We start from the raw sequence: 12,067 nt of genomic DNA, 5'->3' as shown, positions 1-12,067 counted from the left end.
GTTATCTGCCGCACAACTCAACGCCCTATTTAAAAAATGTGATGTTCCATTTGCCTTATCCCGGCGTATGCGGTAAAATTTTGCCTTAAACGAATTACAACCATTATATAGAACGGAGCTCTCAGCGAGAGCATCAGGTGAAAGTCATGATTGAAGTAAAACAGTCCAAGCTGGGTGACGGCGGTGAGTTTAATCGCGGGGTATTTGCTACAGTGGATATTGCAAAAGGTAAACTGATCCATCAGGCCCCCGTGGTGCCTTATCCGAATGAAGATCACGAACATATTGAGAAAACGATTCTGGAGGATTACGTCTTCGAATACGGTGCCAATCATACCGCGATCCTGTTAGGATACGGCAGTCTGATTAATCATTCCTACGAGCCTAATGCCACGTATGATATCAACTTCGAAAATCACACCTTTGATTTCTATGCTTATAAAGACATCAAGGCTGGCGAAGAAATCCTCATTAACTATAACGGCGAAGAAGATAATATGGACCCGCTATGGTTTCTGGACGATTACGAAGAACGTATGCGCGAAATGCAGGACAAGGAAGAACAAGACGACGAGCCTACTCAGGAATCCGAGAAAAAATAATGCGTAGTTCTGCTCTCTAATTCCGGTTTTATGGTTGTTCAGAGCATATATAAAACGTCATGCTCACTCACTCATTAAGCTTGAGTATTCATTGAGAGAAGCAAAAATACAAGAAAGCCAGTTTCCAATAGAGAAACTGGCTTCCTTTCTTTTTTATGCCATTGGATTGCATGTTCTTGTGACAACTCATCCTCTTCGCATAGTATAACTTTACGATAATGTTCATGCACCATTCCCTGCTTAATCATGGATCGGTGGATCGGTATGCAAGTCTGCATCTGGTGCAGTGTATATCCATCTTGTAAAAGCAACTTCAAACCCGGCCCGTTTGGGCGAGCAAAGGAACGGTCCTGCCTGCTTATCGGTTGGATAAGCAAATCTCGCCACTCGAATCGTACGCCAAGGATGCTCATCTGTACGCGCACGAATGACAACGGATTCCTGGTGATACGATGCACGAATGGTAACGATTCGTCCCCCCCACTCCGGTACAGGTGAGAGTGACCAATCTGAAAATTGATCTGTGACAACAGCGCCCACATGCACAATGCCATCATTGACTTCAACCCCGGCTTTAATCCACTGATGTTCTCCATGCCACAGCATTAATCCCGCCTGATCATATAATTCTGTAAAAGAACTTAGATCAAACGAAACTTCAACAGCTTGTTCCCCATCCCACGGCGCAAGCAAGGCATGGCCATTTCGGTGACAGAAACCATAGAACGTCTCTTCCCAAAAATCGCTGCCCTCCTGAGCCTGTACAATCAACCTCTCTCCATCATGTTGGGTATAGACAGGCTCGGTTGTCCAGCTTCCTCGTTCAAGGTTTGTAAAGTTGACGGACATCTTCATTCCCATCCTTTCTGCTTCGTCTATACATGTAGGAATTCGACGTATCCTGTACATTTACCTTGTAAACTACCTCATAATCTACCTTATATGCTTCACTTATGCTCTTACCTCTTGTAATAATAGATTATGCAATGATCTGATACTCACCAAGATTTTCTCATGAAATTTCTCCACTATGCTACTCCATCATCTGTTTTGAAAACAAGCGCTCAATGGATCGTGGTTGATTACCCGTTACGCGAATAACAGTATCCGTTACCTGATCTTCTCTTCCTTCCTCTCTAATATGAGTGTCCAAACCTGCAAGCATTATCGCATAATTCTCAGGCATCCCTACTTGAATCATCTGGTTTCTTAAAGTCTCTTCCGATAACGATTCATGCTGGATTGGCTGATTTAATATTTCACTGGCTTTCTGCGCCACCTCTGCATAGGATAACGATTCCGGTCCCGTTATGATGTGCTCTCTATTATGAGGCACAGTATCGGTTAGGGCATGAAAGGCAACAGCTGCTATATCGTCCGCACTTACAAAACCGATTCTCCCCTCACCCGTTGCACTATATATTTTGCGAAACTGGGCAATCGACTGTCGATGAGGACCCTCCGTGAAATTTTCCATAAAATAAGAAGGACGTAACACAGCCCACTCTGGCGCAAGCTTTTTCAAGGCTTGATGTACTTTGCCAAAAACGGGCCCTTCTTCATCGACAGATGCACTTCCCAGCAACACAAAACGCTTCACTCCACTCCATATCGCTTCCTGAATGAAAGGAAACATCACTTTCTCTGGATTCATATCCATCTGTGGCACAACAAGATAAATTTGATTAATACCCTTTAGTGCTGCGCCATATGTCGCAGGATCATACCAGTCAAAGTAGACATGATTCCCACGAGAATCTGTGGACGACGGAAGCTTTCTTCCAGCCAAACGTACCGGATAACCTTGTTTCTGTAGCTGTGCAGCCACTCGACTTCCTGTCTTGCCACTCGCTCCGGTAATGAGTGTAAGAGGTTTCTCATTGCTCATCTACAACACCTCCCATTTCCGATTCCATTACGACAAGAGGATTCCAATAGTCTCTGTAATGCGTAATTTTGTCACCATCATAGCTGACGACAGAAATATATGTTTGATTGTATGGCTTCCCTGTACTCAGAAATACGCCTTCACAAGTGAATTCTGCTACAAATCGTTGTTGGTCTGAATCGATTAAAATGGTCGGTTCGCTAAATTGATGAATTTTGAGAAATTTAAACAACGCATTCACATGATTGAAAATGGCTGATTTCCCTTCCAGCCGCTGCGGATAACCCGGAGGTGAATAAGGAAATTCAAAAATGGCATCCGTGGTAAACAGCTCTGCCCACTCATCAAGTTTCCCCTCAAGCAAAAGCCCTGTGAAGTGTTGCATGATTTGCTTGGGCACATTTTGCTCATTGTCCACCTCTTGTTGTTCTTTCATTTTAAACCCTCTCCTTTTCGGACTAATCAGTCTAGAATAGTTAAAAAAATAAACGCTTAAGGCGTTCATTTATTAATCGTTTAATCCAAAACCTTCAAAGTCGTTTGCACAAGTTCCCGCATTTCTTCCTCACTAGCACCACTCTTCGCCGTATATGTGAACGAAAGCCTTGAATAGTTAAGAAACCGTGCGATACGATGCAGTTCTTCTTCTTGTAACTGTAACTCTCCCGTATTGCACCCTCGTAAAAGTGCTGTGTAAAATACGTTCTCCATCCAGCGATTATTCGCCTGTATAAACGCAGCGATCTCATGTTGCTGAGGTGCCTGTTCTATCGCGCTGTTAATGATAAAACATTCGTTGCGCCGATCCGGATCGGCTAACACGTTCACCACCTCTTCAAACAATTGTTGCATACCCTCACGTACACTGCCGCTTTGTTCTAACAGTTGTGTCGATGCTTCTGTTTTCTGCTGCACATAAAATTTCAGAGCAGAGACAAACAAATCATGTTTTGTTCCGTAGGTGTCATAGAGGCTTTGCCGGGCAATGCCGAGTTCATTAAGTAATACCGTTAACGAGGTCCCTTCATAACCATAAGCGCCAAAAACAGAAGTCGCTTTTCGTAATACTTGTTCTGTGTCAAACTCTTTCGCTCTTCCCAACTGGTGTCCCCACCTCCTCTTCGTTAAACACATCTTACACTTTCCAGACTGATCAGTCAAGAAAATGAATGATTTAATTTTCGACAAAGTGGTATAATGGCATTACAGGCTGAATGTTCCTTAACCATTTATGACGAGGTCAATATATAGAGGAGTGAAGCGATATGCATATGCAAATTACTGATCTGGCGGCACAACGTTTAACAACAAGTTTGAATGATCAACCGGGTTATTTCAAAGTATTTTACGATATGGAAGGCTGTGGATGTAACGGTGTTGTCGTACTGCTGATTGTTGATGAACTGGCTGCGCTGGATGAGCAGATTGAAACCAACTTTGTTCCATTCTACGTGGACCCCAAACACCAGCTTAACCTGGAATCAAACATGAAGCTGGATGCACAAGAAAACTTTCCTGCCTTTACTTTGAGCAGTGATTCGGGTGTAATCAGCAGTAATCTCAGACTCCGGGATACACGTGCTGCCGCAGTAGGTACACCTAGTGCGGAAAATGCATGTACACTATCCTAAACAGCAGGTAAGCAGAGTATTGTCACCCTTGTAGGAAAGCCTGCAAAGATGATTTTTCCAGCTTTCTCAAGCACCAGATGCTTGGAGCAACTTCTAATGATCATGAGGAACCTTATTTAGCTCCAAAATAGTAAATTGAAAATCTAACGATCACCAGTAACGTTATTTAACCTGAAAGCAGTATTTGATTATAAAAATGGGCTTTTTTCGTAGAATAAGCACTGTGGTGATCGTTAGATTTTTTACAGTTTACTGGGTAAAAGCCTCGAGTTACTCGCTTAAATTGTTTTACTTGCTTGTGCCTTGAATTTGCTGATGAATAACTTGGCCCTCCCTGTTTATTCCCTTTATACTCTATATTTTGTGCTCTTTATGTCTTTACTCACTTTCATCTTTTTCCTTTCTCCCCCACCGTTTACATTTCTCCTTCCAGCATCTTTTGCCCGGTAGCAACCGATTTTCTAGGACCTTCATCCTGAAATATGCGATATTCGAACTTTCATCTAATTTCCCAATAAAATAGATTCTAGCAAACTTTGTTTACAAGTCGGAAACATTTGGAGAACCTATGGACATAATCCTCCAGTATACTTGGTTTATAGATTAATATATTCCAAGGAGGAATTCCCATCATGTCATCACTTACTCGCAAATCCATCATATCGACACTTCTGGTTGGCTCAGTGCTTGCAAGCACAGCGTTTACTACACTTCCAATCAACCAAATCTTTAACCCGGTTGCCTCTGCGGCAAGCTCAAGCTTCTCTCAATTTCTGAGAGATAACGCACCAAGCCGTACCGTTACGACCTCTAGCAAAGGCGTTGCTACCGTGACGAACCTATCCAGCACTGTTGTGCTTGTGAATAAAAAAAGAAACCTACCATCCACTTACGAGCCGAAAGATCTGGTCGTTCCTAACATCCCATTCAGCTTCTCCGGCTCAAGTCCCAAGAAACAGATGCGTAAAGTCGCAGCAACAGCAATGGAGAAATTGTTTGCCGCCGCGAAAAAGGATGGTATCGATATCAAAGCTGTATCCGGCTACCGTTCATATGCTACGCAGAAAGCAATCTTTGACCGTAATGCCAGCATCAAAGGCGAAGCTGTTGCTAACAAAACAAGTGCTCGTCCAGGACAGAGCGAACATCAAACCGGACTCGCCATGGACATTTCCAGCGCTTCGGCAGGTTATGATCTTCAGCAAAGTTTTGGCAACACCAAAGAAGGCAAATGGCTGAAAGCCAATGCCCACAAATACGGTTTTATTATCCGTTATGGCAAAGATCAAGAGAAGTTAACCGGATATTCATATGAGCCTTGGCATGTCCGTTATGTTGGTGTCTACATTGCTGGCGAGATTACTAGCCAAAAATTAACTTTGGAGCAATATTTGGAACGTGCAAAATAAGCTCTCGGTCGGCAAGCAGCTTAGTAACTCAACCTCTTCATTTGCAGATCGATACCTGGAGAACGGGGCACACTCGCCCCTTCTCCATATAAATTACAAGATAGCTATAGTTCCAGGAAAGCATCTGTGCACCAATGTATTCTGAGAAAGTGTTCTTGATTGCAGTCACGTATCCCACACGGTTACAGATCAACTATTCAACATTTTTTAGACTCCAGCAATACGCCGAATCAAAACAGGCAACCGTTTTACACCTTCGGTACCCGCCCAGGAACTTGCCCCTGCCAGTAAATCGTTGTGGCTCAGATAAAAGGCTGTTTTGTATACAATGTAACCCAGTATGATCTCCACCACCACAAACTTTTTAAGGGCAGAGGATTCAAAGACATAAACCTGGAACTCACGATGCCGCCAAGCTGATTTTAATCTGAGGATGAATGATCTCATGACTCACCTCTGCTGTTTTCTACTAGCGTATGGCGAGCATATCTTGTCTTATTCAAAAATAATACTTACATAAAGTAATTAAATATGTTATATTCACTTTATAAGCAAGCAAACTATACATAAGTGAGGTAAACAACATGAGCGAACTGGACCAATTGATTAAAAACCGAAGATCTGCTGTTATTTTTGAAGAGGGAATTGAAATTTCAGAGTCCGAACTGGAAGAAATGTTTGCTTTGAACAAATTTGCGCCATCCGCGTTTAACCTGCAACACACTCATTATCTTGTATTGACCGATGAAGCTCAGAAAGAGAAAGTATATCAGGCTTCTCAGCAGTACAAGGTGAAAACAGCTTCTGCGGTCATTATCGTGTTAGGGGATGTCAATGCACATCATCATATTCGCACGATTAACGAAGGACTGCTTAACTTAGGCGCACTCACGCCTTTTCAATACGAGCAGGAATCACAAAGTGTTATCGAATTCTACGAAACTCGCGGCAGATTTTTCCAACGTGAGGATGCCATCCGTAACGCCAGCTTATCAGCGATGCAATTCATGTTGATCGCTCAAGATCGTGGCTGGGACACTTGTCCGATGATTGGATTTAACGCTGAGGAACTGCAGCAAAGTCTTAACATTCCGGATCATTATGTAACTGCGATGATGATTACCATTGGCAAAAAATCAGAATCCAAACAGCGTCCACGCGGGTATCGCAAACCGATTCATGAATATGTTAGCTTTAATAAAATGAATGCCGAATAACTGTTATCCGATCTTTTTCCTAAAATAAAAGTGCTTTAAAAGCCACGACTTCGACTTCGTGGCTTTTTCGTGTGTAGAACTTAATCAAGTTACTGACTGCCTTAATAGCCTTCTTAACATTCCGTTGTTTCAATACGTTTCATATATTAACTCATCCGAGATCTGGAGATCGCTATCGAATTCCGCATAGATATAGAGCTGCCCGGCTGGCGTATCGCCAGCATCAAATCCCAACTTTAAAATGCCATCTGCTTGAAATTCTACATCTGCCAGCGCCAAAGTATTTACATCCTCGTCTGGATGAGCGTTACCAATCATATGAAGCGCCCGTTCTCGCAGGACATGCCATTGTTCCCAAGCAGCTTCGAAAGAAGCGGACAATGCATCCATACCGGCCTTCGTTGAAATTTGTGCCGTAACTCGCAGTTCTCTTCCTTCCTCCTGCAAATTCATATGATATATCGTCGTTTCGTTATCATATTGAAATGTACCCATGCCTGGGACTTCATGATCCGGTTCAATGATGAGATTATCACCGTACTGCATGCGCTCCATCTTGGAATTACAGCTCACGTCAAGTGATTTTAACTTATTTTCAGAACAATATAGTTCCGCAAGTTCGGTATTATTACGTAAATCCAGTTCACGAATATGATTATTGAAACAACGCACACTTTCCAGACGGTGATTGGAACGGAGATCCAGACTTTTAAGTTGATTGTGGTGACAGCGAAGCTCTAGTAAAGCGGGACAGCCAGTGACATCAAGCTCAATAAGATCATTGCTCGAACAATCCAAATAAGTTAGATGCTCATTACTTACCATATCCAGTGAGAAAAGTGTGTTGTAGCTGCATGCAAGTCTTTGCAATTGCTTTAGATGCCCTACTTTCAGTTCAGAGAGCAAATTCCAGTTACATTCAATCGCTATAAGCTTATGATTCTGCGAAAGTTCCAGTTTACGCAAACAATTAAAGCTACAATCTAATGTTTCAAGCTCTGTATTGGAGTTCAACTTCAGCTCAACAATTTGATTTTCTCTGCATAATAACGTTTTCAACTTCAGATTATGTTCAACATTCAGACTGATCAACGCATTATACGTGCAATCGAGCACCTTAAGTTCGGTGAAATATTCATTGCCTTGAAGATTTTTCATACCAACTTTGGGAAGCTCCAGGGTCTCCACTTCACTCACATCTTGTGCCCGAATATAACCCCGTTGATCACAATAATTTGCTAATATGTATTGCTTGAAAAGTTCATCTGTAAAGGCGTTTGTAATATCCATTCCATCCATATTCATCATCTATTCTCCTCCCTAACCACTTTTACGTACGGCTCACTGTACATATCATATTATGCCTATTTTATGAGTTCTTCGAGTGGTTTACAATGCTACCAGACTATCATTTTCACGATTCCTCATACGGCTGAGGGTATTCAGAAAACCTGGAATGAGATGATTCCACAGTTGCTTACACTTCACATGTTTTATCCCAGACTTAGTCTTATATGCTCCCTAATGACTGAATATAAACAGAAAAGTGACTTCCATTGAAGTCACTTTTCTACGTTGCATCTGTTATTGATTTGACTACACTAGAATTGCACTTATACTTTCATCGTAAACAGACTATGCATTTCATATTAAAATGCCCAGTTTCCTTTGCGGAATACCGGCTCAATCGTACCGTCCTGTAACTCCCCGTCGATGTCCAGTTCCGCAGAACCAATCATGAAATCGACATGTGTCAGGCTTACATTGCATTCATGTTTCAACAGTTCTTCATTCGACATCGATGTGCCACCCTTCATGTTGAACGGATACGCACTTCCGACAGCCAGATGACAGGATGCATTCTCATCAATGCCCGTATTATAGAAAATACGATTCAGATTCGAGATTGGCGAATCATGCGGCACGAGCGCCACTTCTCCCAAGTAACGAGCCCCCTCGTCTGTCGCAAACAGGTTCTTCAGATGCTCTTCGCCAGAAGCCGCTGTATACGCAACAACCTGACCATCTTTAAATGTAATTCGCATCTGATCTACCAGCTGTCCGTTCAGATTCAGCGGCATCGTACTACTAACATAACCGTTCACACCGCTACGCTTCGGCATCGTAAATACCTCTTCTGTCGGCATATTCGCGACGGTGTAGACCCCTTGTTTGTTTTCACTGCCGCCACCGCCCCAGATGTGGTTGTCTACCAGTTCAATTTTCAGATCCGTACCTGGTGCACGATAGTGCAAACTCTTATAATTTTTCTGATTGAGTAACTCACTCATTTTGTTCAACGTCTCAATATGCTCTTTCCAGTTCTGTACAGCATCTCCGCCGTCCACACGATTCATCTTGAAGATGGTATCCCACATCACGTTGATGCGATCTTCCTCAGGAATGTCGGCAAACACTTTATTGGCCCAAGCTTTGGTTGGCGCTTTGATCAGACACCAGCTGATGTCATGGTTACGTGTATATTTGGAATATCCTTTGCGTGCCTCTGCTGCCGCTTTGGTTGCACGGGATACTTTGGTCGCTTCGATTCCGTTGTACAAGTCTGGGTCAGGAACTTTAATTGTCAGTGTTGCTCCTCCAGCTTCGGCGAAACGTTCCATCATGTCGCCTTTCCACTTCGGATAATAGTCAAAGCTATCATCCGAACCATGCTCAAACCGGCTACGTGTAATATTATCGTCCTCGAAATCGACTTGTACATAGTTAGCTCCGGCCGCGTAAGCTTTTTGGGCGATTAGACGTGTAAACTCCAATGTTTCAATCGGTGCTGTTACCAGTAGGTCTTGTCCCTTCTGGATATTCACACCAACCTTGACGACCAGTTCAGCGTATTGTTCCAATGATGTTGCAAAAGATTGTTCAAACGAGCTCATGTTAGGTTCACTCCTGCTTCGGTAAGATTTCAAATTGCTGTATTCTCAAACTTCATCAATCAAAAATGTTATTTCATCTTTAGCCTCTATATCACTCTATACACAGTCCGCAAACTAACCGTTGCGTTTTTCCTGTTCACGGAGTTCAATGCGGCGAATTTTACCTGAGTTGGTCTTGGGTAGATCCGTTACAAATTCAATTTTGCGTGGATATTTGTAAGGTGCTGTCCATTCCTTCACATGTCTTTGCAGTTCATGCGCGAGTTCCGATGAAGCCTGGGAAGGGTCTCGGAGCACAACAAAAGCTTTGACAATGTTGCCCCGAATTTCATCCGGACTTGCAACGACAGCACACTCTTTCACACTCGCATGTTTCATGAGCGCTTCTTCCACCTCAAACGGCCCAATGGTATATCCCGAACTGATGATAATATCATCACTGCGGCCTTCAAACCAGAAGTACCCTTCTTCGTCTTTGCTTGCCCGGTCACCTGTGACAAAATACTCCCCGCGCTGGTTCGCTTCCTTGCGACCCTCGTCCTGATAATAAGCACGGAACAGCGCTGGCATGTCTTGATGCACAGCAATATCTCCAACCTCCCCAGCAGGTAGAGGTTGTCCATCTTCACCGATAATCTCGATCAATCCCGGGGTAATGGACTGACCCATCGAACCTATGCGCACAGGCGCATCCTTCAAACTGCCAATTAACAGCGTGCTTTCCGTCTGTCCGTAACCATCACGGATGGTGAGATCGAAATGGCGCTGGAAGATTTCAATCACTTCCTGATTCAGCGGTTCTCCCGCCGATACAGCGCTACGAAGATGGGATAAATCATAATGTCCGAGATCATCCGTTTTTGCCATCAGGCGGTATTCCGTCGGTGTACAGCAGAGCACGTTAATCTGATGCGCCTGCATCAACTCCAGGTAACGCTTCGGCTGGAATGAGCCGTTGTATACCAAACCTGTTGCCCCTCTTCCGAGTACCGACAGGAACGGGCTCCAGATCCATTTTTGCCATCCAGGTGCTGCTGTTGCCCACACCGTATCTGTCGGCTGAATATCCAGCCATAACGTGGATGCTATCCGCAGATGTGCATAACCCCAGCCGTGGCTATGTACGACGCCCTTTGGATTGCCCGTCGTGCCAGAGGTATACGCCAGAATAGCCATATCATCACGGTGCGTCTGAACAGCAGCCATTTCATCCGGCTGATTCTGCATCAATTGATGTACGTTAACCCAGCCTTCTCCAGGAACACCATGGTCTTCGTTAGGTGATGCAACGATACGATGGGCAAGTGCTGGCAGGTCGGAATCCATTTTCTCCACTTCTGATGTGGTCTCAGACCATACAATGACTGCCTTCGCCGATGAATGCCGCAGACGGTATTCCAAATCTTTCGCACGTAGCATCTCCGAAGATGGAATCACAGCAATGCCAAGTTTCAGACATGCAATATATATCACATAAGCGATAATCCGGCGTGGTACCATGACCAGCACCCGATCTCCTTTCGCCAAACCAAGTTCACGCAGTCCTCCAGCCAGACGGTTCGCCTGTTTTAACAAATCACCGTACGTAATCTCTTCTACTTCTTTCTGATCGCTGAGCCATCTAAGTGCAATCCGGTCTGACGGGTGATTCTCCATCTCGGATGTCAGGTTATAGTTTTCAGGCGCAATCCACTGTTCAAAATTCAAATGGAGCCTCTCCTTTATCATTCAAATATATATAAATTGAATAGGTTTACACATCCACTACGATGACAGAATAACCTTCCCATCGCTGTTATCCCCAGATTTTTTTGATTCCCTTTTCTAAAGGGAAAATCCGGTGATAAAGGCGAATCTTATGCTTACGATGTAGCTTTCTTACAGAAAGCTTTTAACTTCGCTTCTCCAGGTTTTTTCTGTCCTCTCCGTTTACGTGTAAAAAAGTTCATTTATATAGCTTCTTTATATTATACATCAAATCCTATGACCAGGTACTATGAACAACAACCTTTTTATCATAAGAACGCGACTTTCTCATTCTATTCGTGATATCTAGAGGTCACTTTCTTTGGGAGTCATGTATGCTGAGGGGTTCAATGCTTCACTCTCGATGACAATAGCTGTTAGACCGATCTCTGATATGGTTTCATGCCATTCTCCGTTTTCCCAAAAAACAGCTTCTCCCGCTTTTATTTCGATAAAATCATCGTTCCCGCTTCGGACCCGTCCTGCTCCTGTCATAATGAGCATTAGTTGCGGTGAATTCGCCTGGTGGTATCCGACCACACCATTAGCGGGGATATGCATACAGCCTATATGCGCGTTCCCACTCGTTTGAATGATTCGCGACATCACAAAGTCGGAATCAAATTTCGTGATCTGTTTGCCGCTCTCTTGATCAAATCGATAAAACTCCATGATGCATC

At 43.6% G+C, this 12,067-nt stretch carries 14 protein-coding genes; 4 read left to right on the top strand and 10 right to left on the bottom strand.

The features are described 5' to 3' along the window. Window positions 1-146 precede the first annotated feature (146 nt). Complete coding sequence (locus MHI38_RS00480; RefSeq protein ID WP_341181886.1) at window positions 147-602, top strand: SET domain-containing protein; 456 nt, start codon at window positions 147-149, stop codon at window positions 600-602. 74 nt (window positions 603-676) lie between these two features. On the opposite strand, the gene MHI38_RS00475 is transcribed toward MHI38_RS00480, so the two are convergent. From MHI38_RS00475 to MHI38_RS00455, 5 genes are all read right to left on the bottom strand, one after another. Then, on the bottom strand, window positions 677-850 hold the full coding sequence (locus MHI38_RS00475) for a hypothetical protein (RefSeq protein ID WP_336122575.1): 174 nt from the start codon (window positions 848-850) through the stop codon (window positions 677-679). Beyond that, window positions 843-1,451: a DUF1349 domain-containing protein gene (locus MHI38_RS00470; protein ID WP_341180796.1), complete on the bottom strand. Its 609-nt coding sequence runs from the start codon at window positions 1,449-1,451 to the stop codon at window positions 843-845. The genes MHI38_RS00475 and MHI38_RS00470 overlap by 8 nt, the downstream gene beginning before the upstream one ends. Before the next feature lie 184 nt (window positions 1,452-1,635). Beyond that, window positions 1,636-2,490, bottom strand: coding sequence for an NmrA family NAD(P)-binding protein (locus MHI38_RS00465; RefSeq protein WP_154958732.1), 855 nt, complete (start codon window positions 2,488-2,490; stop codon window positions 1,636-1,638). Then, window positions 2,480-2,926: a nuclear transport factor 2 family protein gene (locus tag MHI38_RS00460; protein WP_154958733.1), complete on the bottom strand. Its 447-nt coding sequence runs from the start codon at window positions 2,924-2,926 to the stop codon at window positions 2,480-2,482. Before MHI38_RS00460 ends, MHI38_RS00465 begins: the two co-directional genes overlap by 11 nt. A gap of 80 nt (window positions 2,927-3,006) precedes the next feature. Beyond that, window positions 3,007-3,591: a TetR/AcrR family transcriptional regulator gene (locus tag MHI38_RS00455; RefSeq protein ID WP_154958734.1), complete on the bottom strand. Its 585-nt coding sequence runs from the start codon at window positions 3,589-3,591 to the stop codon at window positions 3,007-3,009. Between the two features lie 164 nt (window positions 3,592-3,755). Between MHI38_RS00455 and MHI38_RS00450 the strand changes: the two genes are divergently transcribed. After that, window positions 3,756-4,121: an iron-sulfur cluster biosynthesis family protein gene (locus tag MHI38_RS00450; RefSeq protein WP_308721880.1), complete on the top strand. Its 366-nt coding sequence runs from the start codon at window positions 3,756-3,758 to the stop codon at window positions 4,119-4,121. A gap of 632 nt (window positions 4,122-4,753) precedes the next feature. Continuing rightward, window positions 4,754-5,530, top strand: coding sequence for a M15 family metallopeptidase (locus MHI38_RS00445; protein ID WP_341180795.1), 777 nt, complete (start codon window positions 4,754-4,756; stop codon window positions 5,528-5,530). A 207-nt stretch (window positions 5,531-5,737) separates the two neighbouring features. Here the strand turns inward: MHI38_RS00445 and MHI38_RS00440 are convergent, their stop codons facing one another. Continuing rightward, on the bottom strand, window positions 5,738-5,977 hold the full coding sequence (locus tag MHI38_RS00440) for a hypothetical protein (RefSeq protein ID WP_154889456.1): 240 nt from the start codon (window positions 5,975-5,977) through the stop codon (window positions 5,738-5,740). Window positions 5,978-6,114: 137 nt separating this feature from the next. Between MHI38_RS00440 and MHI38_RS00435 the strand changes: the two genes are divergently transcribed. Beyond that, window positions 6,115-6,747: a nitroreductase family protein gene (locus tag MHI38_RS00435; RefSeq protein WP_339838571.1), complete on the top strand. Its 633-nt coding sequence runs from the start codon at window positions 6,115-6,117 to the stop codon at window positions 6,745-6,747. Window positions 6,748-6,876: 129 nt separating this feature from the next. Here the strand turns inward: MHI38_RS00435 and MHI38_RS00430 are convergent, their stop codons facing one another. From MHI38_RS00430 to MHI38_RS00415, 4 genes are all read right to left on the bottom strand, one after another. Beyond that, window positions 6,877-8,055 (bottom strand): leucine-rich repeat domain-containing protein, encoded by a 1,179-nt coding sequence (locus tag MHI38_RS00430; RefSeq protein ID WP_341180794.1) that lies wholly within the window; start codon window positions 8,053-8,055, stop codon window positions 6,877-6,879. A gap of 341 nt (window positions 8,056-8,396) precedes the next feature. Then, window positions 8,397-9,641, bottom strand: a complete 1,245-nt coding sequence (locus MHI38_RS00425; RefSeq protein WP_341180793.1) for an aminopeptidase — start codon at window positions 9,639-9,641, stop codon at window positions 8,397-8,399. A 114-nt stretch (window positions 9,642-9,755) separates the two neighbouring features. Beyond that, the gene (gene mbcS / locus MHI38_RS00420; protein WP_339838562.1) at window positions 9,756-11,369 is read right to left on the bottom strand and encodes an acyl-CoA synthetase MbcS; all 1,614 of its coding nucleotides are present in this window, start codon (window positions 11,367-11,369) and stop codon (window positions 9,756-9,758) included. Window positions 11,370-11,693: 324 nt separating this feature from the next. Continuing rightward, window positions 11,694-12,059, bottom strand: a complete 366-nt coding sequence (locus tag MHI38_RS00415) for a cupin (protein ID WP_308721885.1) — start codon at window positions 12,057-12,059, stop codon at window positions 11,694-11,696. Between the last annotated feature and the right edge of the window lie 8 nt (window positions 12,060-12,067).

It is taken from the genome of Paenibacillus sp. FSL K6-1558 (assembly GCF_038002565.1).
GTDB lineage: Bacteria > Bacillota > Bacilli > Paenibacillales > Paenibacillaceae > Paenibacillus > Paenibacillus polysaccharolyticus.
This window is presented reverse-complemented; position numbering and strand designations above follow the sequence as displayed.

Bases quoted from the DNA above. Each gene is read 5' to 3' on its own strand.
- MHI38_RS00470 (WP_341180796.1), bottom strand. From the start codon at position 1,451: ATGTCCGTCAACTTTACAAACCTTGAACGAGGAAGCTGGACAACCGAG.
- MHI38_RS00450 (WP_308721880.1), top strand. From the start codon at position 3,756: ATGCATATGCAAATTACTGATCTGGCGGCACAACGTTTAACAACAAGT.
- MHI38_RS00445 (WP_341180795.1), top strand. From the start codon at position 4,754: ATGTCATCACTTACTCGCAAATCCATCATATCGACACTTCTGGTTGGC.
- MHI38_RS00430 (WP_341180794.1), bottom strand. From the start codon at position 8,055: ATGATGAATATGGATGGAATGGATATTACAAACGCCTTTACAGATGAA.
- MHI38_RS00480 (WP_341181886.1), top strand. From the start codon at position 147: ATGATTGAAGTAAAACAGTCCAAGCTGGGTGACGGCGGTGAGTTTAAT.
- MHI38_RS00435 (WP_339838571.1), top strand. From the start codon at position 6,115: ATGAGCGAACTGGACCAATTGATTAAAAACCGAAGATCTGCTGTTATT.
- MHI38_RS00425 (WP_341180793.1), bottom strand. From the start codon at position 9,641: ATGAGCTCGTTTGAACAATCTTTTGCAACATCATTGGAACAATACGCT.
- MHI38_RS00460 (WP_154958733.1), bottom strand. From the start codon at position 2,926: ATGAAAGAACAACAAGAGGTGGACAATGAGCAAAATGTGCCCAAGCAA.
- mbcS (WP_339838562.1), bottom strand. From the start codon at position 11,369: ATGATAAAGGAGAGGCTCCATTTGAATTTTGAACAGTGGATTGCGCCT.
- MHI38_RS00465 (WP_154958732.1), bottom strand. From the start codon at position 2,490: ATGAGCAATGAGAAACCTCTTACACTCATTACCGGAGCGAGTGGCAAG.
- MHI38_RS00475 (WP_336122575.1), bottom strand. From the start codon at position 850: ATGATTAAGCAGGGAATGGTGCATGAACATTATCGTAAAGTTATACTA.
- MHI38_RS00415 (WP_308721885.1), bottom strand. From the start codon at position 12,059: ATGGAGTTTTATCGATTTGATCAAGAGAGCGGCAAACAGATCACGAAA.
- MHI38_RS00440 (WP_154889456.1), bottom strand. From the start codon at position 5,977: ATGAGATCATTCATCCTCAGATTAAAATCAGCTTGGCGGCATCGTGAG.